The sequence below is a fragment of the Flavobacterium sp. GL_143 genome, from assembly GCF_057834355.1.
Genome location: NZ_CM174401.1, coordinates 3,924,177 through 3,947,574, shown reverse-complemented (window position 1 = coordinate 3,947,574; position 23,398 = coordinate 3,924,177). Strand labels below are relative to the sequence as shown.

Below are 23,398 nucleotides of genomic sequence, written 5' to 3'. Positions count from 1 at the left end.
CTGCTTCAGACTTGTTTATTTTCAGCAAAAGTAACGTATCTATCCAAAAATAATCATGCTTTTTTAATAAAACTCGATTAAAAACCTTTAAATTTATGTTCTAAAATCTTATTTTATGAAAAACTACGTACTACTTTTCGTTACTGTTTTAACACTCTCTTTTAACTCATGTACAACGATGAAAGACACTACAAAAACTGCAGATCTTTACAATACCTCTTGGGAACTAGAATATATTTCTGGTCCTCGTATCGCTTTTGATGGTTTATATCCTGATAAAAAACCTTTTCTTAAATTTGATGAAACTACAAAACAAGCATCTGGAAATGCAGGATGTAATGGATTTAGTGCTCCATTTACATTAAAAGGAAAAACACTAACATTTGGGGAACAAGGTCCAACAACTATGATGTTTTGTGAAGGTGGTGGAGAACAAACATTCTTGCAAATGATTAAAAAAATCAATGCCTACTCTATTGATAAAGATGGTAAACTTAATTTATTACTAAATGACGTCCCAATGATGAGATTTAAAAAAGTAACTAAATAATCTTAGCATATAAAAACAAAATCCCTCAATATAGAGGGATTTTTTGTTTTTAAGATTCTAAGTTACTGAGGTTCTGAGCTACAAAGGTTCAAAGGAAAAAAATTTTGCGGTCAAATCTTTTGCCACTCCCGAAGCTTCGGGATAAGAGGATTAAATAGATTCCGAACTTTGCGAACATAGCGTAACCCTTTGCGAACTTTGCGGTTAAACCCCTACTACATTATATTGAGAGTATATACTATCCTGAAATTTCGGGACTGAAACTAAAAACTGAAACTGAATACTATTTTTCCATTATTCTCTGGCGATGTTTAATACCCCAATCTGCGATTACTTTGGTAACATCTTTAAGCGTTGCACCATATTCTGTAATTTCATATTCTACCATTATAGGCTGAGTGCTTAAAACTGTTCTGGTTATAAGAAGATTTGCTTCTAACTCTTTCAAATCTCTACTAAGCATCTTACCCGAAATACCTTTAATCTCTTTTAATAAGTCTGAATAACGCATTTTTTTATAGCATAAACAGGCAATAATCGATATTTTCCACTTACCGTTTAATATATCCACCACATCCTGAATGGCCATTACTGTACTATAGCACTGTTTTAATCGAATATCATTTTCTGTTTCCATACCATGTTACTTGGTTACTCATTTGTCACTATTACTTTTCGTTACAAAGTTACAAAAAGTAACAAGCTTTTATCTAGATTTGTATTTCCTAATTAAAATAATTAAAAGATGAATTTAATAGACACCTTAAAGTGGCGATATGCTACTAAAAAAATGAACGGTAATAAAGTACCGCAAGAAAAATTGGATTATATACTGGAAGCTACCAGACTTGCTCCATCTTCTTCGGGATTACAACCATATAAAATTTTTGTAATTAGCAATCCAGATTTATTAGAAAAAATAAAAGCTATTAGTTGGAACCAAAGTCAGATTACAGATTGTTCGCATTTATTAGTTTTCGCAGCTTGGGATGGTTATTCACTTGATAGAATTACTGCTGTATTTAACAAAACTCTTGCCGAGAGAGGTTTGCCAGCTGATACAATGGATGATTACAAGAAAACACTTTGGGGTCTTTACGAACCTCTTTCTACAGAGTGGCACGCAAATCACGCGGCTCGTCAGGCTTATATCTCTATGGGAGTTGCAATTGTAGCAGCTGCTGAGCAAAAAGTAGATGCTACACCAATGGAAGGCTTTATTCCTGCAGAAATGGATAAACTTTTAGGTTTAGAAGAGCTAGGTTTAAAAAGTGCGTTATTGTTGCCTCTTGGTTACAGAGATGAAGCTAATGACTGGCTAGTTAACATGAAAAAAGTTAGAACTCCAAAAGAAGATTTTATTACAGAGATTAAATAAGTTTTAAAAGAAGGTACAAAGGTTCAGAGTTACAAAGGTTCAGAGAGTTGTATTAGGTATTAAAGTGTGAAAAAGATTTAACTACAAAGTTTTGAATCTATTTAATCCTTTAAATCTGTGGCAAAATAAAAATTAAGAGCAAAGTTCTCAGTCTTTGAACCTTTAGTACTCAGAACCTTTGAACCTTTAAAAAAAAATCCTTATTTTTTTATCTCTTGAAATATAAACTCAGCATCGGTATAACTTATTGGAATGTCTGGAGCAAAGCAAGGCAGACCAAGATATGTGGTTACAACACCTTTTCCTAAAATTAATTTATTGTCTTTTTTTAATAACGAAATCGGAACTCTTTTTAGGTCACCTCCATAAGTTCTACAATAAAATTCCCCAAGATATACATCCTTTTTGATGTTACCTTTTATACTTCCAGAATCTTTCGTTGTTTCTCCGTACTTTATTTCGTATTGACCATAAAATCGGTCTTTATTTATCACAATTGATAAAACAGCAGTATCTTTATTTGTACTTATTGCCCGATAAACAACTTGCTTTTCTATAACTTTCTTTTCTTTTTGGTTACAACCAATTAACAATAAAACTATCCCAAATAAAGCAATTGATTGGGCTACTACGTACCTTTTTATCTTTTTCAAATACATATTTTGATTATTTCGTTCCCTCAAAAATAAGAAATAGTTAATTAGTTCAGTTATTTATTTTTAAAGTTATAAACATTCTGAAAATCAAAAATCTATACCAAACGCGAAGCTTTTTTAAACTCGAATCAAGGAATTTTTTATTGAGAGTAAAGACTATATCAAAGTCAAAAAAGATTCAGAATGATATGAAGTAAAAATCTTTGCAGATCCTAAACCTTTTCTAAATAAAGAACCCAACTACATTTTGTAATCGAGTAAACTTTAAAACCAAAAAATAAAAAACAACCAAATAAAAACATTAATAATGATTACCACCAATCATTATAACATATATTCTTTTGCAGGGACTAAATCGGCATTACGATTTAAAAAATTTGCTAATAGTTTAAAAGAGATTCCTTTTAAGTATTCCTCGAATGAAACATCAAATATTGATTTTTCTTTTAAAGAGAAAATCAATATTAAACTATTGCTATCTATATAATCCTTATGGGGTTTATTACTATTATTGAGTTTCTTATTAAGGAATTCTGCATGAGGCATTTCGTTAATAAATTTCTGCATCATAACGGCATCGATAAATAAACTAAAAGCAAATGTCTTTTGATTTACTGCGGGTTCATAAGCATTTTCGACTTGATTATTTAAGATGGTCAAATCTAAATTTATTGCATCGTTTATTTCATCATCTAAATCGCCAAATTCAGTTAGATTATAATCGAATATATAAAACTCTTCCTCTGATGTCAGTTTACTCATCCTTATAGGGCTAGTTAACGTATAATCACTAAAAAGTACCGAAATACCTGGCGCTACTTCTATAAAATAAGTATGTCCGGTTCCAATTGCTTCTGGAATAACAATGATTTTATCATCAATAAGTTCAGCATTAATTCCATCAGCAAACGACCGTTGCCATTGCGGTTTTAATGAGTAAAAATGTGTGGTATTTTTCATATTTTATATTTTAAGAAATATTCCTGAATATTTCAAAATGGAAATAAATAGTTTGAACATATCTGGATAAATTATTGGGATAAAATTAATATAAGTACATTTAAATATAACTCCTTTTAAATCAAAAAAACATCAAAAAAAGCCACAATTTCAACAAATAGCAACTAATTTTTTAATGATATTAAAAATTACTTATAATATCACAATTCACACAACATATAAAAAGAATAACTGAATTAAAGCAACGTGACCATAACTGTTATATTAAAATAAATCTACGTGAGATTACAATACACTCATAAAAATAAGATCTATTTTATTGTGCCTTAATTCATAAGCAATATCGTTAATTAATTTAAAATTTTCGACTTTATAGGCAATAGATTTACTAGTATTTATTTCGCATCAAAAAAAATAATAGGATTAATCTAAATATTTTTTTTATAAAATACAGTCATCGTTTAAAATCTCTTTATTATCTAATATACTCTGTAACAATAGAGTAAAAAACACAAGAAACCGAATGTTATTATTTGATTTAAATTGTGAATATCTATTTTACAAATTGTCGATTTTTTTTTCTTTAAAATCTATCTTTGACACCCTTAAAAAAAAAGAAATGAGCACAATTTGGTACGAATGCAAAGTAAAATATAGAAAGACTGATGATACTGGAACACAAAAGGTTACTACAGAACCTTACTTGGTAGATGCGTTATCATATACAGAAGCAGAAACTAGAATTAATGAAGAAATGTCAGCCTATATTAGTGAAGAATTTAAAATCACAAATATAAAAATGGCTAATTATGCCGAAATTCACCCTTTTGAAAATGCAGATCGTTGGTTTAAATCAAAAGTATCTTTAATGGCGTATGATGAAGAAAGCGGAAAAGAGCGAAGATCAAATATGTATATTTTGGTACAAGCAAATGATGTAAAAGAAGCTTACGATAACACAATTGGTATTATGAAAAATACCATGGGAGATTATACAATCCCTGCTATTGCAGAATCGCCTATTATGGATGTTTTCCCATACTTTAGTGGCGAAGAAGGAGAAATGGAACAACTAGAAAGATTTAATGCACTTAAAGCATCAAAACCTGAATTAGTTGCCGCTGGTGAAACTGGTGATGACTTTGTAGGAGCTGAAAGTGAATAATTCGTTTTAGCATTTATAGTATATAAAGAGGGCTTTTTTAGTCCTCTTTTTTGTTTATTAAAGAATAAAAAAGCCAATTCGATTTTAATTAGATAAATGCTATAATACCTATATAATTTCAAAACGATTATCAGTAATTATTTTGAATCTCACTTTTTTTATTATCTTTATTTCTAGCTTAATTTATTAATATATTCTTATACCCTGATAAAATTTACAATGAAATTATCTTTAAACCCAAATTACATTAAATCATCAAATTTTATTTTTATCTCTGTAGGTCTTGGGCTTATTAATTTTTTACTTTCACCACATATACTTTCTTCAAAATCGGCAATGATTGTAAGTATAATTACTCTTTCCTTACTCTTTATAGCAGGATTACTAGTTAGATTTCAAATCTCTTGGGTTAAATATCTTTTATTAGCTTTAATCCTGATTGGTTTTAATAGTCTCCCGTCTCTTATAAAAGAAGAATTAACTACTCATCCCATAAATGCTATCTTCACTATACTACAAGCCATAACTCTAATTTATGCCACCATTTTGTTGTTCTTTAAATGGTTTTTATATAAACGAAACAAGTAGGAACTGAGATCTATTTGAGTTCCTACTTGTTTCTACTTTGTTTACGGATTTAGATTGTGGGTGCGAAGTCAGGAGATTTACGTAAAGCGCACACTACTAATTTATTAGAATTCTTCGAAGTTGGATTAAATTTTATTTATTCTGTTTTTTTTCCAATTTATCCAAACGTTTATTTTGTTCTATGATAATTTTATTTTGTTCAATAACATAAATGGTTAGTTCTTCAATTTTTCGCAAGAGTTTAGCATTCATTTCTCCTAAATTCAAGCCGTTTTTCAGGACTTCTTCTTCACTTGGAATATCTTTTAAATGTCCTTTCTCAGCAATATGCTTTTCAACTTCTTTTAATGTAGGTAAATCATATTCTTTTTTAAAAACATAATCTGGCCAAGTTGTAGTTTCAACTTTAATTTCTCTAGCTCCTATTGAGCCATTTACGGCTAATTTATGAGTTCCTGTTGTTATAGTTCCGATTCCAACATTACCATTACCAAGAATTCTCATTTTCTCTGTTTGCCCAGTCAAATATGATTCTTGAGTAAAAAATTGCATTCCATATATATTTAATCCCGCACTTTGAATAATTGTTCCTATTGCTGTACCAGAAGTTGTGAGATTCCCTTCTTTAATCGATTGCCCAATCATTATAGATGAGCTATTATCCAAATTATATGTATTTCTAACTAATATACTACCTCCATTAACTTCTAATTTTGCTAAAGGATTTATTGTTCCAATCCCTACATTTCCATCGCTAAGTACTGTTAATTTTGCATTTTCATGATTTCCTTTACTAATTACCCAAGAATTAGTAAGTAAATTTCCAAAAAACCAATTATTTTCACCATTCAGTAATTTTGTCTGAATTCCAGATATAAATCCACCAGCGTCTGTACTTCTTTGTAGTATTAAATTTGGAGAATAGTTTCTTATCGTTACATCTCCACTAGAAGGATATTCATTAGACTGCCCATTAACTAAATTTATAAAAAAGAATAATGCAGTTAGTTTAATAAATAGCATTTTTCTTATTTTGTCTTTTCTCATTTTGTCTTTTCTTATTTTGTCTTTTCTAATTTCAACAATCTACTTTTAATTAATTCTAACTCTTTATCACTCTTTTTTAATCTAACTATTTCTTCTTTCTGAAGATTTAATTCTTTATTCTGTTCAATCATATAGAGTGTCATTTCTTCCATTTTCTTAAGTAAACTCATATTCATTTCAGCAAGCATAAGCCCGTTTTCTTCAATCTTTTTTGCAGAAGGTATTTCTGGTAAATGGCTATTTTGTTTTATGAATTCTTCAACTTCTTGTAATGTCTTTAGCTTGTAATCATTAGCAAAAACATAATCAGGTACAGGAAAGTCTAAATCAATTCTAACTTCCTTAGCATGGATTTTACCATTTACAGCAAGTTTTTCGTCTGGAGTTGTTGTACCAATCCCTACATTACCATCACTCCCTCTTAAATAAAGAATATTATCTCTATAACCAAATCCTGTATGTGCACCAAATTTAACGTAGCCTGTAGTGCTGTCAAATCCCATATTCATAGATGCGACGCCACCACTATTTATAATTGAGTTGTAAATACCATCATTAGTGATATCTAACTTTTTTACAAATATACTTTCTACAGCTATTCTACCTTGCACATCAAGTTTATAATTAGGGGCTGTCGTTCCAATCCCTACATTCCCACTCATATCAATTCTCATGCGTTCTTGACCTAAAGTTCCAAATGTAATATTTCTATTCAAATCTGGCTGAGTAGAATAACCTGAAAGATCAATGTAAGACTTCACGTTCGAATTTGTTCCGCCACCAGCTGATAATCTTAAGAATCCATCATCAGACAGATTTCCACTATCACTATATCCTCTAATTTCACCATTTAATAATGTTCCGGATGATATTAAAGGTCTAATCGAAGTATTTGTTAATCCTCCGTTAATGGTTAATGATCCTAAAACAGATAATTTACTTAATGGTGCATCTGTGCCAATACCCACATTACCATCGCTACCTCTCATATAAAGAATATTATCTCTTTGGCCATTTCCTGTATGCGCTCCAAATTTTATGTAGCCTGTAGTTCCATCATAGCCCATATTCATTCTGGAGACATTTCCACTATTAAAAAGAGTATTATGAACACGATCATTCGTAATCAAAAGTGATCCTGTTTTTAATGGCAAGGTATCGTTCTGAGCTGTACAAACTGCTCCTATTAGGATTACTCCTAAAAAAAAAATATTTTTCATGATTTGGTAGAGTTTAATTATTATTTTCTAGATGAATCTTTCTCTAGTTTATCTAAACGTCTATTTTGTTCGTCTATGAGTTTATTCTGTTCCTTTACGTGAAGCTTTAATTCTTCTGCATTTTTACCTTGCTCGATAAGATAAAGAGTAAGTTCTTCTATTTTTTGCAAAAGTTTAGCATTCATTTCTCCTAAATTTATACCATTTTTTAGGACTTCTTCTTCACTTGGAATATTTTGTAGATGGCCTTTTTCAGTAATATGTTTCTCCACTTCTTTCAATGTTGGCAAATCATATTCTTTTTTAAATACATAATCTGGCCAAGTTGTAGTTTCAACTTTAATTTCTCTAGCTCCTATTGAACCATTTACAGCGAGTTTATGAGCTCCAGTTGTTATGGTTCCGATTCCAACATTACCATGCATAAATGAGAACTGACTAGCGTCTAGTTGCATCTTAGAATAAGCATTTCCAGTTCTATCATAGGACTGCAATCCTACTATTTTAAGAGATTTTTCTAGATAAACTTCTAGCCCTTCTGCTCCATCATTAGAAACCACAAACTTTTGAGAGGGCTTAGCTGTACCAATACCAACATTACCATCACTACCTCTTAAATAAAGAATATTATCTCTATAACCATCTCCTGTATGTGCGCCAAATTTAGAATAGCCGGTAGCGCCATCAAAACCCATATCAATAGATGCAACCCCACTGCTATTTATAGTTGAGTTAAAGCCGCCATCATTAGTAATATCTAACTTTTTTACAAATATACTTCCAACTGCGATTCTGCCCTCCACATCTAGTTTATAATCAGGGTTGATTTTTCCGATACCAACATTACCATGCATAAATGAAAACTGACTAGCGTCTAGCTCCATCTTAGTATATGCATTAATCCTCCTATCATAAGATTGTAACCCCACAACTTTAAGTGGTTTATCTAAATAAACTTCAAATCCTTCTGCACCATCATTAGAGACTACAAACTTTTGAAAGGGAGTTATTGTGCCAATACCCACATTACCATCGCTACCTCTCATATAAAGAATATTATCTCTTTGACCATCCCCTGTATGCGCACCAAATTTAATGTAGCCTGTAGTACCATCAAACCCCATATTCATTTTGGCGACATTTCCACTGTCAAAAAGAGAATTATGAATCCCATCATTTGTAATTCTAAGTGATCCTGTTTTTAATGGCGAAGTATCGTTCTGAGCTGTACAAACTGCTCCTATTAGGATTACTCCTAAAAGAAAATTATTTTTCATGATTTGGTAGAGTTTAATTATTTATTTTTTTTTTATGAAATTAAAATTTATTTTCTATGTGTATCTTTCTCTAATTTCTCTAAACGCTTATTTTGTTCTATTCTAGCTTTATTTAGTTCTATTATAATTTTATTTTGTTCATCTATTAGCTTATTTTGACCAGTAACATATGTATTTAATTCTTCAGTCTTTTTCCCTTGCTGAATAGCGTAAAGAGTAAGTTCTTCTATTTTCTGCAAGAGTTTCACATTCATCTCCCCTAGATTGATACCGTTTTTTAAAACCTCTTCTTCATTGGGAATATTTTCTAAATGTCCTTTTTCAGTAATATGTTTTTCAACTTCTTCGAGAGTTGGTAAAGTATATTCTTTTTTAAAAAACATAATCTGGCCACGGCCATCCTGTCAAATCAACTTTTACTTCTTTTGAATGGATAGTTCCGTTTACGTCTAATTTATTTGCAGGATTAGATATTCCAATACCTATATTACCTTGATAAAAAACTAGTGATTTATAATCAACACCATTAAATCTTTGAATAAATTCTTGATTTATTCCACTATAATTCCAAATAGTTTGTAGTTTAAGATTATAATCAGCATTACTAGTTGACCATTTTTGAGTATCATAACTACCTACAAGAGGTAAAGGAGAATAAATATCCAATAAAGCTGATGGATCTGATAATCCAATTCCGATATTTCCTCCTGTCGCCCCATTAATTACCAACGCATTAGTGTTAATATGCCCCCCGTCACCACTGTAAATTTGAAAATGAAGACTTTTGTCATATACATTATTCCCATTATTAATTTGAAATGCATAAGCTCTGTTATCAAATATTTCTCCAGTTGCAGCTTCTCTATTAAAACCTATACATCCAAAATAAGAATTTGCGCCAGAGCCAGGATGAATACTAACGCCTGTTGTACCTGATCTAATGGTTAATTTTGAATTAGGAGTTGTTGTGCCAATCCCTACATTACCACCATCAGCAGGAAAAATACTTTGGGCAAAAGTAATCTGCGTCGCAAATATCGCAACTAATAAAATATTCTTTTTCATATTGTAAATTTTATATTCGGGTTTGGTTTAGGCTCCCTGATTTTTTTGCATGATAACTTCTACACTCAATTGATCTACATTGGTTTTGTAGTTTCTCTTTTTAGTAAAATTTAAGTGTTTTATATTGCCTAGTGAAGGATTATTTTCAATTTTGTTTAATAATGCCAAACATCCGTTAAAAGATCCCTCTAATGAGAAAATATAACTTGTTGTTACAAATCCTTTTTCGGTAATACTATGAGGCTCTTTAAAATCGATAATTTTAAGATGATAGTTAGTACTATAAGTATTTAATTGTTTCAGCAAATCATTCTGAAAAGATTCGGAAGGATTGATATTATATTGAGATAAAAACGAGTCTAACTGTTTTTCTTTTTGTACTAGCTGAGTAATTAATTTTGGCATTTCATTGGTATTAGCCAACTGCTTTTCTTTAGCGCTATACTCTTTATAATATCCAATTGTATTCGAAATTGCAAAAGAATAACATATACAAAGTGTTAAGAAAAAAGCACCCAAAAGCAATTTATTTCTTCTATTTAATCTCATCTTACTTAAGTGTTAGTTTAATAGAAAATTCAGTTTCGTTTAATTCATTCTTCCCAAAATGTGTAATAACAGCATTATCAATCCATTTTAGTTTTTCTATAGTTTCAACCCAATTTGTAAAAGCACTATTATCTAGTGTAGTACCCGAAATAGTAATTACTTTTTCCTCTGTTACAATAGACTCTTCTGGTTTTATTTTCTTTACTAAAGGGTCGTATATTAATTCGTTTAATAATATTGACTGTGGTATTCTCTTTGTAATTTCATTAATCACAAGTGAACTTTGTGAAGATCCTCTGTCAGTAATACTTTTTACTTTCAGTTCTTTCGCTTGGATTCTTTGTTTTATTGCACTTACGTTTCCAAGTGATGATTCGTTTATTAATAAAGTTTCTGAAGTATTTTGAGCTAATTTATAATAGTGTGAAAAACAAAAGAAATTGATAACCAAAATTCCCAATACAACGCCAACCATTATTTTTAAACTTTTAGAAAAAAATATTTTTTGATTATAATTATCATAAAGCACTTCACTATATACAATATTGCTACCTGTGTTTTGAGTATTATTTGTTATAAGTCGTAATAAACCTGAGAAAGGCAACAAATGAGTATTGTGTATGCTAAGTTCATTAATAGTATAAATTGCTTCTAAACCTTCAATATTAGGTGTAACAATCTGACTCCCTTCTTCGTTTGATACTATTTGATTGTTCGTAAAAAACTTTCTTTCATCAGTATAATTTAATATTTCGGCTATAGAACAAATACCAAGGCTTATTCCTGCAACTAATATTTTTTGCTCTTCATAATGGGAAAGCAAATCATCCAGATAACTTTTTCTCGTTATGGCAATCACAGATTTAGTCTTTAAACGCCAAATTTCAAAATAAAATTCATCCCAATTTGTGTTTGGAAAAGCCTTAAGTAATAATTTTTCATCAGATACTTCAATTCCTGTTACTTCTTTTTGAATAACCTGATTGGTATTTACAATTAAAAAAAAAGGAAGTTTTTTATCCCATTTATCAGCTATTTTACCTGTATAATTTACTTTGTCTTTTTTCTCTATTACTAATCCTTCTTTTTTCTTTTCGACCAATAGCAAAGCAATCTTTTCTTCATTATTTAAAGTGAAGTGCTCAATACCTATATATTGGTTCCCAAGTAAAAAAGTAGTTAATGATGGAATAGTCATTAGTAAATAACTGTAGGTTTAATTAATACCGATAATTTTTTCTTAGAATCTTCGCGTTTTCGAGAACTGAATAACCATTTAATAATTGGAATTCTTGACAATATAGGCACTCCTGTTCCTGAATCATTTTTAACAGACTCCTCTAAACCTCCCAAGACAATTATATCCTGATCTTTAACTCGAATGATAGAAGTAAACTCTCTTGAATTAATTCCTGGAGGAGCGTTTTTATCTACTTTTTGTCCATTAAAACTTGATTGGATTACTTTTATATCCATTGTAATTTGTCCATCGCCTGAAACTAATGGCATAATAGTAACAGATAATTCTGCATCGATAGGTTGGTAATTCTTAACTTCAGAAGTTTGGGGGATTTGTGATCCATAAAAATTCTGGTTAGTCACAACATAATAAGTTGTTTCTCCTATAGATAAATAAGCTTTATGTCCATTTAAAGTAGATAATCTAGGTGAAGAACGGATTTTTAGATTCCCATTAGTTTCCATAGCTTTAAGACTTAAATAAAAATTAGGAACTACTTTCCCAATATTTAATGAGCCAAATCCGTTAAAACCATCTATAATACTATTGATTGTTTGTGCACCTAAATTGATATCTGCACTAGGAAATAAAGTTCCTGTAGTTGTAACAGGTTTATTTCCTATCCCTGCATTTATTCCTGTCTCAACAGTAGCGCTTTTATTAACTTCCAAAAGCATTACTTCTATTAATATAACCGGAACTGCTTTATCAATATACTTTATGAAGGTCTCAAAACGTTCAATATTAGCTGCCGGGCCATTTACCAAAAAGCTATTCAATTCTTTATCAATTTTAATATCCAGCTCTCTTTTTATTTCATCTGGAATGATGCTTAAAATAGATTCGGATGGATTGCTTGAACTTCCAGACGATGAAGAACCGCCTGAAGAAGCATTACCTCCAGAATTATAATTATTATTCTGGTTTGAATAATTTGAATTTGATCTGTCAGACGAATTGTAGTTTGAATTACTACCTGAGTTATAATTTGAATAATTAGTATTGTTATTTAGTCTTCCAGCGCTTCTTCCCTCTTTTGCAGGATCACTTAATATATCTATTGATCGGTACATTAATGGAATAACTTTTATGTTTCTAACAACAAGCTGATCTTTTGTTCCAAAATAATAAATAGAGCCATTTTTCATGTAGCTATATTGTCCTGCTGAAACAGGAACATTCCCACCATTATTAGAGCTATTAAACTGTGATTGTGACGCAGCACCTACATTACTATCTGGCTTAATTTCAAAAAGTTTATTTAGTAATGCATCAAAAGATATATTTTTTGCTTTAACAGTCGCATTACCCGCACCTTCCAAAGGACTAGATATAAACATGTCGATATCTAATTCATGCCCTATATCATAAATTATACTCGATATTGGAGTATTCTCAAAATCAACATCTAATAATTTTTTATCGGCATCAATTATGGTAAAGAAAAAATTTGATTTTCGGGAACGTAATGGTTTGTTTTGACGCATAGCATTGGCATCACCACCAATTTCTTTAGAATAAGTCCCTTCTAATTGATCAAAAATATAAAAATTATCTCTCGATTTTGAAACAGTTAAATTATTGGCAAAAGCCAATTTATTTAATGCAGCATCAAAAGGCATACTCTTAATATATACTGTTAGTAATTGGTTTTCCAGGCCTGGAGCAAAAACCAAATTTTTCCCACTAACATCCATTATTTTTTTGAAAACACCATATAATTGATCTCCTTTTAAATTTAGAGAAAGTAAATTATCAGGAGCATCGTAAACTACATCAATAAGTTTCTCAGCTACTTTTTCGACCGGTTTTTCGTAGGATTTAATTGAAAGGATATTTCCTGTAAAATCAACTGTTAAATTATACTCTTTGCATAAAAAAAGAATAAGATCCCCAACAGTAACATTGTTAAAATTATTTACAATATTTATCTGGCTTAAATTAGGTGCAATGCTAATATTAATTTTATGAACCTCGGACACAGCCATCAAGAAACTAGAAAGTGATGATTCTTTAATATTAATATTAACTTTTTCTGTTAACCCTGGTGCATCAGCACTAATTGCTTCAATATTATTTTTAAGTTGCAGAATCCGATTTTCTTGAGAAAATGAAATTTGAAAAATTAATAGTAAAAGGAAAGTAGTTATTTTTTTCATGAATATAAGTCAGATATATGGCTTTTAAATTATTTACAAGAGTAGCGAAAAAACTTCATCAACAGAAGTTGTTCCGTCTTTAATTAGAGATAATGCATTTTTCTTTAATGTGAAAATTTCATTTTCTTCTAAATAGGTATTAATATCTAATTGGTTATTTTTAATTAAGGCTGAAAGTTCTCCTCCAATAGGCAGAATTTCATAAATCGCTTTCCTTCCTGAATACCCTGTATGGTAACAATTTTCACACCCTACAGCCATATAATGTTTCTCTAGAGTTTCTGGTATTGAAAACCCCGTAGGAAAAAGATCTGATGATACATTTTCTTCTACTTTACAATGCACACAAAGCTTTCTTACCAAACGCTGAGCCACACTTACATTAAGCGTACTCGCAATAAGGAATGAAGGTATTCCCATATCGATAAGTCGGGAAACAGTAGCCCAAGCCGAGTTGGTGTGAATTGTAGACAATACAAGATGTCCTGTTAAAGCTGCACGTATAGCCATGTTGGCTGTATTTACATCTCGAATCTCCCCAACCATGATAACATCTGGATCTTGTCGCAAAAATGTTCTTAGTGTAGTTGCAAAATCAAGTCCAATGTTTTCTTTTAACTGTACCTGATTAATTCCTTCCAGCGTATACTCAATAGGATCTTCAACAGTTAATATATTAGTATTTGGCAAATTTAGTTTTTTTAAAGTTGCATATAGAGTAGTTGTTTTTCCAGATCCTGTTGGACCTGAAATGAGAACAATTCCATTAGGTCTTTTGATATTTTCGAGATAAGTCACTAGTTCTTTCTCTGTAAAACCAAGTGCATTTATATCTATATGACTGGTATCTTTGCTTAAAATACGTAGTACTACTTTTTCACCGTGCAATGTAGGAAGAACAGATACACGAACATCAAAATCCTCGTAATCTGTAACCATTGTAATACGACCGTCTTGTGGTAATCTTTTTTCCGAAATATCTAGTTGTGCCCTGATTTTTATCTTATTTATGATAACAGGATATTCGTCAGTAGCAATATGAAATTGTTCTTTCAATTTACCATCTAAACGAAAACGAACTCGTGCATTTTTTTCATAAGGTTCAAAGTGTATATCACTGCTCCCTATTTCTTTAGCATTCAAAACTATTTTTTCTAAAAAATCTGTAGAATAATGAATATTAGAAACATTATCAGAAGATACTTTTCTATAATTAGTACTTAAGTAACGATTAATATTTTCGGTACTCTCCTCCTCTACTTTAATTGGAAAACTTAATAAAACAGATAACTCATTATGCAAACTTAATATATCATGACTATCTGTTTTTAACACAATTAAATTCTCAAATTTACCAACTGGAATAATCCTGTAATGATAGGCTTGTTCGGACTTGACAAGTTGTTGAAACTCTATGGGGATATCAAAATTAATCATTGGTTAATAGGCATATAAAAAATTGCTCTCATAAAAAAAAGTGGCACTGTAAACAACTCCAAAAAATAAAGACATATATCCCGCAAGTGGAACTGTTTTATTTTCATCATTTTTTGATAAAACAAAATGCAATACCAATGAAAACAATAATGAAAACAGAAAAAGAACAAAAAAGGAGATTATAGAAAAGGAAAAAGAAATAAAGAGGAAGAATAGTACATCGCCCAATCCAAATGAGTTTTTAAAATCAAGGTTTCTTAATTTGGCATAACTATAACAAACCAATAATAAAAAAGATACTAATACTAAATTAATTGCAATATTAAATAAGACAGACTCTAGAGGTAAAAAAGTAATCTGGATTACAAAAGCCAGAATACCAATTAATGGATATAAAAACCAATATACCAAGCGATCCTTATAATCCTGATATAAAATTATAAAAAACAAAACAACTAATAATAGTTTTAATAGCCACATTAGTCATTTATAATTTGTTTTGGAACGCCATTCTGATCAATTTCCCAAACATTAAAAACACCATTACCATTAAAATCAGTAATAGCGGTAGCTTTTACTTTAAACTCATTATTAGTCGATTGCACAATTTCATAAACATAATTTGCACTACCATTCTCCTTTGTAGTTTTGGGGGCTTCAAAGTCAATCTCAGCAAAATCAGGACTGTATTTAGAATACATAAAAAAGTATTGCTTCTCGGCATTATAAATCGCTTTTAGTTGCACTTGTGCCTCTACACTTTTAGCTTTTGTAATTAACGGCATCAAATTCGGTAATGCAATTAGAAGTAAAATACCAATTATTGCCAATACAATTAACATCTCTTGTAGGTTGAAAGATGAAACTTTCTTAAAGTAATATTTTTTCAAAATTCTGATTATTTTAATGTTGGCAAATATATGTTTTTTATTGAAGAAACGTTCCTCTTCACAATAAGAAATATTCTATTAATATTTCATTAAAATAATGAGAAATATTGTGCTATTATTGCCACAATTAAAACTTCAACTTTGAAAAAAATAACAAACTAAAAATCAATAAATTACAATAAAACCATAAAATCTTATTCTTAAAATTACAATTCAATACCTAATGATTACAAAAAAAATTAAATTTATTATAACAATTTCACTAATAACACTAAATTTATATAGTCAAAAATCTGCAGAATATGATTATGGAATTCCTCTACCTCCAGAATCATATCAATTCAAAAAAAGATTATTAAATAATGTTTCTCTTTATACTGGACAGCCTTCAATAGATATTCCTCTTTATACTATTAATTTAGATGGAATGGAAGTACCTATTTCTATTTCATATAATACTGGGGGTATAAAAGTAGAGGAAGAAGCTACATCTGTAGGTTTGGGATGGAATTTGAATATTGGTGGGCAAATTACAAGAAATAATCATGGTGCCCCTGATGAGAGATTTTTTGTAAGTCAGGATTACAATAATAAGGACACATTTGGAATTGGTAGATTAAAAACTTCTATAGACCCTACTGAAAGCACAGAATATGATTGTAGAAAAGGTGGTGAATATGGGAGCCGATCTGGATTTTATGGAAAAGCTTTTTTAGCAGGAAATGATATTAGAAACACTTATGGTAATGAAGATACACGCCCAGATGAATTTTATTATAGTTTCTTTGGTCATAGCGGTAAATTTATGTTTAGTCAAGAATTAAAAAAGTTTATTACTTTTCCATTAGATGATATCAATATTAATTATGAATTAGTATCACGAACCAACTCGAGTTACTTTGACAACTTTTCAATTAAATTACCTAATGGTTATAGTTTGGTTTTAGGCAAAGATGGAACATCATCTATAAGCCAGTATGGAAGCACAGATTTTGATCAGTCTTGGCAATTAAAAAAAATAACTTCTACTAAAAACAAAGAAATCACATATAATTACATTACTGCTAATTATATGTTGTATACAAACTTATCGAATGCTGTAAGCCAAACAATTACACGATCTTTACGAGAAAAAGTTGGTAGCAGTTATGAATCGACTATCACAGGTACAAAAGAAAAACTAGTTTCTGAGATTATTTTTCCAACAGGTAAGATAAATTTTATTTATGGTAACAGATTAGATTTACAAGCAGGAGCCAAAAAACTACAAGAAATTAAAATTTATGATAACTCTGGTAACCTGATAAAGAGAATTGAATTAGTGCAGACTTATTTTGAGGCAAATGAAAATATTTTTGGTAAAGATGCAGTTGACAAACGAGTAAGACTCGATGCCCTTAAATTTTATAATGCAAAAAATGCTGTTGTAGAAAAATATAATTTTGATTATTATTTATTTAATAAAATTCCATCTAAATCATCAAAAGCTCAAGATCATTGGGGGTATTTTAATGGTAAAACCTCAAACGTTTCTCTTTTTCCAGAAAATTTATTACCAGAATACCATGTAGAAAGCAGCAATGGTTTTAACAGAGATTTAGATACTTTATATACTAAAACATTTTCACTAAAGAGCATAAAATTTCCAGAAGGAGGAATTAAAAAGTACAACTATGAAAACCACGTAGCTTTAACTGGGGCGACAACCACAACTTATTTTGACGCTATTTCTGATGAGAGATATAAAATAATACAACCGTATTTTATGGTCTCAGGAAGTTTGGTTGATTTTTACCCTCCTTACAGTGACAAAACCATGTTTAGTAAAATATATTACGGAGAACCTTTTGAGACAAGCATATACAGTACTTCTCTAAAATCTAGCGAAACAAGTATATCTATAAAATCTGACTTTCCTTTTAAAGTCCCTAATTACTCAAGTATAGGCTCTCTATATAATAAGGTTGAATTTGACCTAGAAAAAAAACAAAAAGATGGTACTTTTAAATCGTTTCGATACCTTGGAACTATTTCTAAGGATGATAACCCAACAGGAATAATAAACAAGTATTTTGAAGTAGGCGGTAAAGATACTTATAGAATGAAAATTATAATTACTCAAAATTATTTTATAGAAAATCCTCCTTATGTATTTCATACTTCTACTTTTATTGTTAAATACAGGGATAAAGTAAAAGACGATGTGAATGTAGGCGGATTGCGAATAAAAAACATCAACACCTATGTGAATGATAATTTGAATGATGCAAAATATACTACCAATTTCAAATACCTAGATGATAATAATATTAGCTCAGGAAGAATGATGAATGTACCTTCATATGTTGAAAGTATTTCTCTAGGTAGGCCAGATCGAAATACAGATTATCCGGGATTAAATCTTGAACTTGGAATAAGATTATCTTCTTCTTCTGTTTTGTCACTATATAAAACAAGTGGCTCAAACGTTGGTTATACTAAAGTTAGTCAAATTGATTATGACAATACAACAAAAAAAGAGATTAAAGATGATAATTATTTTAGTTTTCAAGAACCTTTGTTTTCAGAAATACCATTGTTTGATGATTCAAGGGAAATGGAGCCTAAAGACTGGCATAGAGGTAAATTACTTAAAAAATTATCCTATAACGATAAAACTATCGTAAAAGAAGAGTTGTTCAACTATTATGGGGAGCAGATAGAAAAAAACATGGGGTATGTAGATGAAATTAATTACGAATTATTAGACCAAAATGAGATGTGTACCGGAAATTCTTACATTTCTAAACATATTTTTCCTTCAGGTGTAAGCTTTCCAAGTATTTTACATGATATTCCGCAATATCCTCTAGTCGCTTTTGCTTATGATGGGGTGTATGCTGCCAACAAATATTCCATTGAAAATTATAAAGGCCGTTTGAAAATACCTTATTTTAAAATCTATACAGGGTTTGATAAATTAAAGAATAAAACAACTATTAATTATTTTGAAGGCAATAGCGTATCGCAAACAGAAAATTATTTCTACAATACAAGTCCGACTAGTTTGCAACTAACTTCGCAAACCACAACTAACTCTAATAAAGAAGTATTAGAAACCAAATATTTTTATCCACAAGATCCTGAAATGGCTACTGAGCCTTTTGTAAATGAATTAATTGCTAAAAACAGAATCGGAAATCCTTTAGTGACACAAAGTCTTAAAAATGGTTTAAAATTATCGGAGCAAAAAAACGAATATACACAAGATGCTACTACGGCTAACTTACTGTTACCAAAGTTTATTTATTCAAACAAAGGAACAGTTGCTTTAAATTCTGCAACCGACAAAAAAGTTACTTTCGATAAATATGATGATAAAGGAAATGTACAGCAATATACTCCTGACGGAAACATACCTGTTTGTATTATTTGGGGGTATAACAAATCTCAGCCCATTGCCAAGATTGAGAACATTACTTACGCAAACATTCCTGCAGGTTTAATTACTACTGCTCAAGATGCTTCCAATACAGCTGCTAACGAAAATATTTTAATCAAGGCTCTAGACAATTTGCGTACTGCCTTACCAACTACAATGGTAACAACCTACACTTATATTCCGCTAGTTGGAGTTAGTACTATAACAGATCCTAAAGGATATAAAATCACATATACTTATGATAGTGCCAACAGATTACAATTTGTAAAAGATGCACAAGGTAATTTACTCTCAGAAAACCAATATCGTTATAAAAACCAATAATCATGATGAAAACTTTATCCCAATATACTGCCGTTTTATTGTTTTTTATAACAGCTACTCTACATGCCCAAATACCTGCAACAATAAATAAATCCAATTATACAGTAACAGCCGCAACAGGTCCTGTAACTCTTATCGCTACACAAAGTATTATTCTTAGCCCCAATACACACATACAGGCTGGGAGTACTTTTGTGGCCAAAGTAAGTTCTGATGCTTATATATCACTTACACCAAGTAAAGAAAATTACATCTTTACCCGTACTTTTCAGACGCCAATGACTGATCCAGCAGCAATTGTAAACAATAGCGATGTAATTGAGAACATCACTTATTTTGATGGATTAGGAAGGCCTATGCAAAGTATTGCCATAAAAGCATCACCTACCAAACAAGATCTTGTAGTTCCGATACTATACGATGGTTTTGGAAGACAAGACAAAGAATATCTGCCATATATGGAAAAGGATGGTCTTACTGCAGCTTTTAGAGATAATACTACTGCTGTTAGCAGAGCCAATACACATTATGGTACTTTTTATTCATCTGACTTTACTGGTGTTACTCCTAACCCATTCTCTCAAAAAGCCTTTGAAGACTCTCCGCTTAATCGGGTGTTGCAACAAGCGGCTCCTGGTAAGGATTGGGCTATCGGCTCTGGTCATGAGATAAAAATGGATTACCAGACTAATCTTGATACTGATACTGTTAAGTTTTATCCTGTAAGTACTGCACTTAATACTGATGGAGTTTATTTTCCTACTGTTACTGTCTCTGCTTATGCTGCTGGACAATTATACAAAACTGTAACTAAAGACGAAAACTGGATAGTTGGTAACAACAATACTACGGAGGAGTTTAAAGATAAAGAAGGTCGTGTGGTGCTAAAGAGAACCTATAATAATGGAACTCATGATACGTACTACATATATGATAATTACGGTAACCTTACCTTGGTGTTACCTCCTAAAGCTGAAGGAATAATTACAGAGCCTACTTTGAGTAATTTATGTTACCAATACCATTATGATGAGCGCAATCGCTTAATCGAGAAAAAACTTCCTGGTAAAGATTGGGAATATATTGTATATGATAAACTCGATAGACCCGTTCTTACTCAAGATGCTAATTTAAAGGTAAGCAACAAATGGATTTTCACCAAATACGATGCTTTTAGCAGACCTGTTTATACTGGAGAATATACAAATGCTACTGAAAATAATAGAGCTGCTGTTCAGCGTTTAACCAATGGTACTGTTTTGTTCGAGACCAAACAAACCACTCCTATAAATATTGCAGGAACTAGTGTAAACTATACCAATGTTGCTTTCCCAAATATAGGGATTGATTTATTGACGATTAATTATTATGACGATTACAATTTTGATCTTGATGGTAGTAGTGCTGCTATATCAACTAATACAAAAGGCCTTGCAACAGGAAGTAAAATACGTGTACTAGGAACAACCAATTGGACTACTGATGTAAATTACTATGATGACAAAGGAAGGCTTATTTATAACTACAATAAAAATAACTTTTTAGCAACGGTAAGCACCTCGGCTAGTCTGCTTGATTTTGGAGGCAAAGTTTTAGAAACTACTACAACTCATAAAAAAGGAGCTGTAGCAGAAATTAAGGTTGTAGATTCTTTTACCTATGATCATATGGGCAGGTTGCTTAACCAAAAACAAACCATTAACAACCAGACTCCTGAACTCATTGCAACCAATAGTTATGATAATTTAGGCCAATTAGACAAGAAAAGTGTAGGTGGAAAAACAACTCAATCTCAATTACAAACCATATCTTATGGTTATAATGTTCGTGGCTGGCTTAAAAACATCAATAATGTAAATGCGCTAGGAAGTAATTTATTTGCTTTTCAGATTAATTACAATGATAGTGCAACAGGAAAATTATACAACGGAAACATTAGCCAAACTTTATGGAAAACGGCTAATACTGATTCTAGTTTAAAAAGTTATGCTTATACCTACGATGCATTGAACAGGTTAACACTAGCTAATGACATTTCAACTTTAAATCCTGGTAGATACAACGAAGGCTTAGGCTATGATAAGAACGGAAATATCATGAGTTTAACAAGATTAGGACATACAGATGTAAATGCTACTAATTTTGCTAAAATGGATGACTTGGCTTATACTTATACAGGAAATAGACTCGATAAAGTAGAAGATTCTTCTGGTAGTACCGAAGGTTTTAAAAATGGAGCTAGCCTTCCTGTAGAATATGAATATGACCCGAACGGAAACATGAAAACCGATGCCAACAAGGGTATCTTAGCTATTGCATATAATCATTTAAACTTACCTACAAAGATTACTTTTGCAGCGGGTACTATTAATTATGACTATGATGCCACTGGGGTGAAACAACGCAAAATTGTAAATAAAGGTGCTCCTACTCCTCCTAGTATTACTGATTATGCTGGTGGTTTTATTTATGAGAACAATATCCTGCAGTTTTTCTCTCAACCTGAAGGCTATGTAAATAATAATTTGGGGACTTATGAATATATTTACCAATACAAAGATCATTTAGGCAATGTGCGATTGAGTTATGATAAAAACCTAAGCATTGTAGAAGAGAACAACTACTATCCTTTTGGGCTCAAACATAAAGGTTATAATGGGGCAACTGTTCTTTTAGGGAATGCCTCTGCTCAAAAGTATAAGTATAATGGAAAAGAGCTACAAGACGATGACATTGGAGGAATTAAATTAGATTTGTATGACTATGGTGCAAGAAATTATGACCCTTCATTAGGACGTTGGATGAACATTGACCCGTTAGCAGAGAAAATGAGAAGATATAGTCCATATAATTATGCTTTTAATAATCCAATCTTTTTTATTGATCCCGATGGAATGGCACCTGATGATTGGAGAAATAAAGCAGGTCAGTTGGTTTATGACCAAAAAGCTAATGAAGGCAAAGGTGCATATACAGAACATGCAACTACTGATGATAAAAATTTAGGGGAGGCTCTTCAGCAAACAGCTACAGGTAGAGAGCAATTTGATAAGCTTGTACAATCAGATATTCCAACATATGTATCAATAGATAAAGATAACGCCCCAGAAAATGAAAAAGGAGGCTTGATTTTAGGAGAAACAGCACCATCATCTAATGGTTATGTAAAAGTTACCGAAAGAGATTCGGCAGGAGATGTGTCTGGAGTTAAAGTAAAAGGCTTTGAAATGACCATATATGAAAAAAATGTAACCGCTACTGTTGAAAAACACAAAACTGAAAGTATGAATGGTTATGGGAAATCGTTACCTGATGGAATTAATTTTTCTCAATTAATTGGTGTTACTTTTGGTCATGAGATTGCCCATGCAAGTCTAGCTGATATTATTAACAGGATTAATAATCCAAATAATGAGGAAGGTCCTGCGACTAAAGTTTCAAATAAAATTATTGACGAATTACAAAAATAAAA

At 31.0% G+C, this 23,398-nt stretch carries 20 protein-coding genes; 6 read left to right on the top strand and 14 right to left on the bottom strand.

The genetic code is table 11. The features are described 5' to 3' along the window. Positions 1-115 precede the first annotated feature (115 nt). Entirely contained in the window at positions 116-550 is a 435-nt protein-coding gene (locus tag AC3IPI_RS16890) for an META domain-containing protein (protein WP_039114398.1), read from the top strand. Between the two features lie 283 nt (positions 551-833). On the opposite strand, the gene AC3IPI_RS16885 is transcribed toward AC3IPI_RS16890, so the two are convergent. After that, positions 834-1,187, bottom strand: a complete 354-nt coding sequence (locus AC3IPI_RS16885; protein ID WP_489154304.1) for a winged helix-turn-helix transcriptional regulator — start codon at positions 1,185-1,187, stop codon at positions 834-836. 108 nt (positions 1,188-1,295) lie between these two features. Here AC3IPI_RS16885 and AC3IPI_RS16880 point away from each other — a divergent pair, with 108 nt between their 5' ends. Beyond that, a complete protein-coding gene (locus AC3IPI_RS16880) occupies positions 1,296-1,928 on the top strand; it encodes an NAD(P)H-dependent oxidoreductase (protein WP_489154302.1) in 633 nt (210 codons plus the stop codon). 200 nt (positions 1,929-2,128) lie between these two features. Here AC3IPI_RS16880 and AC3IPI_RS16875 read toward each other — a convergent pair whose 3' ends face one another. Together AC3IPI_RS16875 and AC3IPI_RS16870 are read right to left on the bottom strand one after the other, a co-directional pair. Next, a complete protein-coding gene (locus AC3IPI_RS16875) occupies positions 2,129-2,581 on the bottom strand; it encodes a hypothetical protein (protein WP_489154300.1) in 453 nt (150 codons plus the stop codon). Positions 2,582-2,908: 327 nt separating this feature from the next. Then, entirely contained in the window at positions 2,909-3,544 is a 636-nt protein-coding gene (locus AC3IPI_RS16870) for a hypothetical protein (RefSeq protein WP_489154298.1), read from the bottom strand. A 619-nt stretch (positions 3,545-4,163) separates the two neighbouring features. Here AC3IPI_RS16870 and AC3IPI_RS16865 point away from each other — a divergent pair. Both AC3IPI_RS16865 and AC3IPI_RS16860 read left to right on the top strand, forming a co-directional pair. Then, positions 4,164-4,709: a DUF4494 domain-containing protein gene (locus AC3IPI_RS16865; RefSeq protein WP_039114516.1), complete on the top strand. Its 546-nt coding sequence runs from the start codon at positions 4,164-4,166 to the stop codon at positions 4,707-4,709. 219 nt (positions 4,710-4,928) lie between these two features. Continuing rightward, positions 4,929-5,297, top strand: a complete 369-nt coding sequence (locus AC3IPI_RS16860) for a hypothetical protein (RefSeq protein ID WP_489154296.1) — start codon at positions 4,929-4,931, stop codon at positions 5,295-5,297. A gap of 132 nt (positions 5,298-5,429) precedes the next feature. Here the strand turns inward: AC3IPI_RS16860 and AC3IPI_RS16855 are convergent, their stop codons facing one another. From AC3IPI_RS16855 to AC3IPI_RS16805, 11 genes are read right to left on the bottom strand one after another with little or no spacing between them, the layout of a single operon-like run. Then, positions 5,430-6,344 (bottom strand): hypothetical protein, encoded by a 915-nt coding sequence (locus tag AC3IPI_RS16855; protein WP_489154294.1) that lies wholly within the window; start codon positions 6,342-6,344, stop codon positions 5,430-5,432. Positions 6,345-6,355: 11 nt separating this feature from the next. Next, positions 6,356-7,564, bottom strand: coding sequence for a hypothetical protein (locus AC3IPI_RS16850; protein ID WP_489154292.1), 1,209 nt, complete (start codon positions 7,562-7,564; stop codon positions 6,356-6,358). Positions 7,565-7,584: 20 nt separating this feature from the next. Further along, positions 7,585-8,841: a hypothetical protein gene (locus AC3IPI_RS16845; RefSeq protein WP_489154290.1), complete on the bottom strand. Its 1,257-nt coding sequence runs from the start codon at positions 8,839-8,841 to the stop codon at positions 7,585-7,587. Positions 8,842-8,888: 47 nt separating this feature from the next. Continuing rightward, positions 8,889-9,224 carry a hypothetical protein gene (locus tag AC3IPI_RS16840; RefSeq protein WP_489154288.1) on the bottom strand — a complete coding sequence of 112 codons (336 nt, stop codon included), beginning with the start codon at positions 9,222-9,224 and terminating at the stop codon, positions 8,889-8,891. Further along, the gene (locus tag AC3IPI_RS16835) at positions 9,214-9,906 is read right to left on the bottom strand and encodes a hypothetical protein (protein WP_489154286.1); all 693 of its coding nucleotides are present in this window, start codon (positions 9,904-9,906) and stop codon (positions 9,214-9,216) included. The genes AC3IPI_RS16840 and AC3IPI_RS16835 overlap by 11 nt, the downstream gene beginning before the upstream one ends. A gap of 27 nt (positions 9,907-9,933) precedes the next feature. Next, on the bottom strand, positions 9,934-10,455 hold the full coding sequence (locus AC3IPI_RS16830; protein ID WP_489154284.1) for a hypothetical protein: 522 nt from the start codon (positions 10,453-10,455) through the stop codon (positions 9,934-9,936). Position 10,456: 1 nt separating this feature from the next. After that, on the bottom strand, positions 10,457-11,653 hold the full coding sequence (locus AC3IPI_RS16825) for a PilN domain-containing protein (RefSeq protein WP_489154282.1): 1,197 nt from the start codon (positions 11,651-11,653) through the stop codon (positions 10,457-10,459). Further along, a complete protein-coding gene (locus tag AC3IPI_RS16820) occupies positions 11,653-13,854 on the bottom strand; it encodes a type II secretion system protein GspD (protein ID WP_489154280.1) in 2,202 nt (733 codons plus the stop codon). Before AC3IPI_RS16820 ends, AC3IPI_RS16825 begins: the two co-directional genes overlap by 1 nt. Before the next feature lie 33 nt (positions 13,855-13,887). Further along, a complete protein-coding gene (locus tag AC3IPI_RS16815; RefSeq protein WP_489154278.1) occupies positions 13,888-15,291 on the bottom strand; it encodes a GspE/PulE family protein in 1,404 nt (467 codons plus the stop codon). A gap of 3 nt (positions 15,292-15,294) precedes the next feature. Beyond that, entirely contained in the window at positions 15,295-15,771 is a 477-nt protein-coding gene (locus AC3IPI_RS16810; protein ID WP_489154276.1) for a hypothetical protein, read from the bottom strand. Beyond that, on the bottom strand, positions 15,771-16,181 hold the full coding sequence (locus AC3IPI_RS16805) for a prepilin-type N-terminal cleavage/methylation domain-containing protein (RefSeq protein WP_489154274.1): 411 nt from the start codon (positions 16,179-16,181) through the stop codon (positions 15,771-15,773). The genes AC3IPI_RS16810 and AC3IPI_RS16805 overlap by 1 nt, the downstream gene beginning before the upstream one ends. Before the next feature lie 223 nt (positions 16,182-16,404). Between AC3IPI_RS16805 and AC3IPI_RS16800 the strand changes: the two genes are divergently transcribed. Both AC3IPI_RS16800 and AC3IPI_RS16795 read left to right on the top strand, forming a co-directional pair. Next, positions 16,405-19,926, top strand: a complete 3,522-nt coding sequence (locus AC3IPI_RS16800) for an RHS repeat domain-containing protein (RefSeq protein ID WP_489154272.1) — start codon at positions 16,405-16,407, stop codon at positions 19,924-19,926. 2 nt (positions 19,927-19,928) lie between these two features. Continuing rightward, positions 19,929-23,396 (top strand): DUF6443 domain-containing protein, encoded by a 3,468-nt coding sequence (locus AC3IPI_RS16795; protein WP_489154270.1) that lies wholly within the window; start codon positions 19,929-19,931, stop codon positions 23,394-23,396. The last annotated feature ends 2 nt before the right edge of the window (positions 23,397-23,398 follow it).

Excerpts from the sequence above, each read along its gene's own strand:
- AC3IPI_RS16890 (WP_039114398.1), top strand. The coding sequence starts at position 116 with ATGAAAAACTACGTACTACTTTTCGTTACTGTTTTAACACTCTCTTTT.
- AC3IPI_RS16885 (WP_489154304.1), bottom strand. The coding sequence starts at position 1,187 with ATGGAAACAGAAAATGATATTCGATTAAAACAGTGCTATAGTACAGTA.
- AC3IPI_RS16880 (WP_489154302.1), top strand. The coding sequence starts at position 1,296 with ATGAATTTAATAGACACCTTAAAGTGGCGATATGCTACTAAAAAAATG.
- AC3IPI_RS16870 (WP_489154298.1), bottom strand. The coding sequence starts at position 3,544 with ATGAAAAATACCACACATTTTTACTCATTAAAACCGCAATGGCAACGG.
- AC3IPI_RS16865 (WP_039114516.1), top strand. The coding sequence starts at position 4,164 with ATGAGCACAATTTGGTACGAATGCAAAGTAAAATATAGAAAGACTGAT.
- AC3IPI_RS16860 (WP_489154296.1), top strand. The coding sequence starts at position 4,929 with ATGAAATTATCTTTAAACCCAAATTACATTAAATCATCAAATTTTATT.
- AC3IPI_RS16855 (WP_489154294.1), bottom strand. The coding sequence starts at position 6,344 with ATGAGAAAAGACAAAATAAGAAAAATGCTATTTATTAAACTAACTGCA.
- AC3IPI_RS16850 (WP_489154292.1), bottom strand. The coding sequence starts at position 7,564 with ATGAAAAATATTTTTTTTTTAGGAGTAATCCTAATAGGAGCAGTTTGT.
- AC3IPI_RS16845 (WP_489154290.1), bottom strand. The coding sequence starts at position 8,841 with ATGAAAAATAATTTTCTTTTAGGAGTAATCCTAATAGGAGCAGTTTGT.
- AC3IPI_RS16840 (WP_489154288.1), bottom strand. The coding sequence starts at position 9,224 with ATGTTTTTTAAAAAAGAATATACTTTACCAACTCTCGAAGAAGTTGAA.
- AC3IPI_RS16835 (WP_489154286.1), bottom strand. The coding sequence starts at position 9,906 with ATGAAAAAGAATATTTTATTAGTTGCGATATTTGCGACGCAGATTACT.
- AC3IPI_RS16830 (WP_489154284.1), bottom strand. The coding sequence starts at position 10,455 with ATGAGATTAAATAGAAGAAATAAATTGCTTTTGGGTGCTTTTTTCTTA.
- AC3IPI_RS16825 (WP_489154282.1), bottom strand. The coding sequence starts at position 11,653 with ATGACTATTCCATCATTAACTACTTTTTTACTTGGGAACCAATATATA.
- AC3IPI_RS16820 (WP_489154280.1), bottom strand. The coding sequence starts at position 13,854 with ATGAAAAAAATAACTACTTTCCTTTTACTATTAATTTTTCAAATTTCA.
- AC3IPI_RS16815 (WP_489154278.1), bottom strand. The coding sequence starts at position 15,291 with ATGATTAATTTTGATATCCCCATAGAGTTTCAACAACTTGTCAAGTCC.
- AC3IPI_RS16810 (WP_489154276.1), bottom strand. The coding sequence starts at position 15,771 with ATGTGGCTATTAAAACTATTATTAGTTGTTTTGTTTTTTATAATTTTA.
- AC3IPI_RS16800 (WP_489154272.1), top strand. The coding sequence starts at position 16,405 with ATGATTACAAAAAAAATTAAATTTATTATAACAATTTCACTAATAACA.
- AC3IPI_RS16795 (WP_489154270.1), top strand. The coding sequence starts at position 19,929 with ATGATGAAAACTTTATCCCAATATACTGCCGTTTTATTGTTTTTTATA.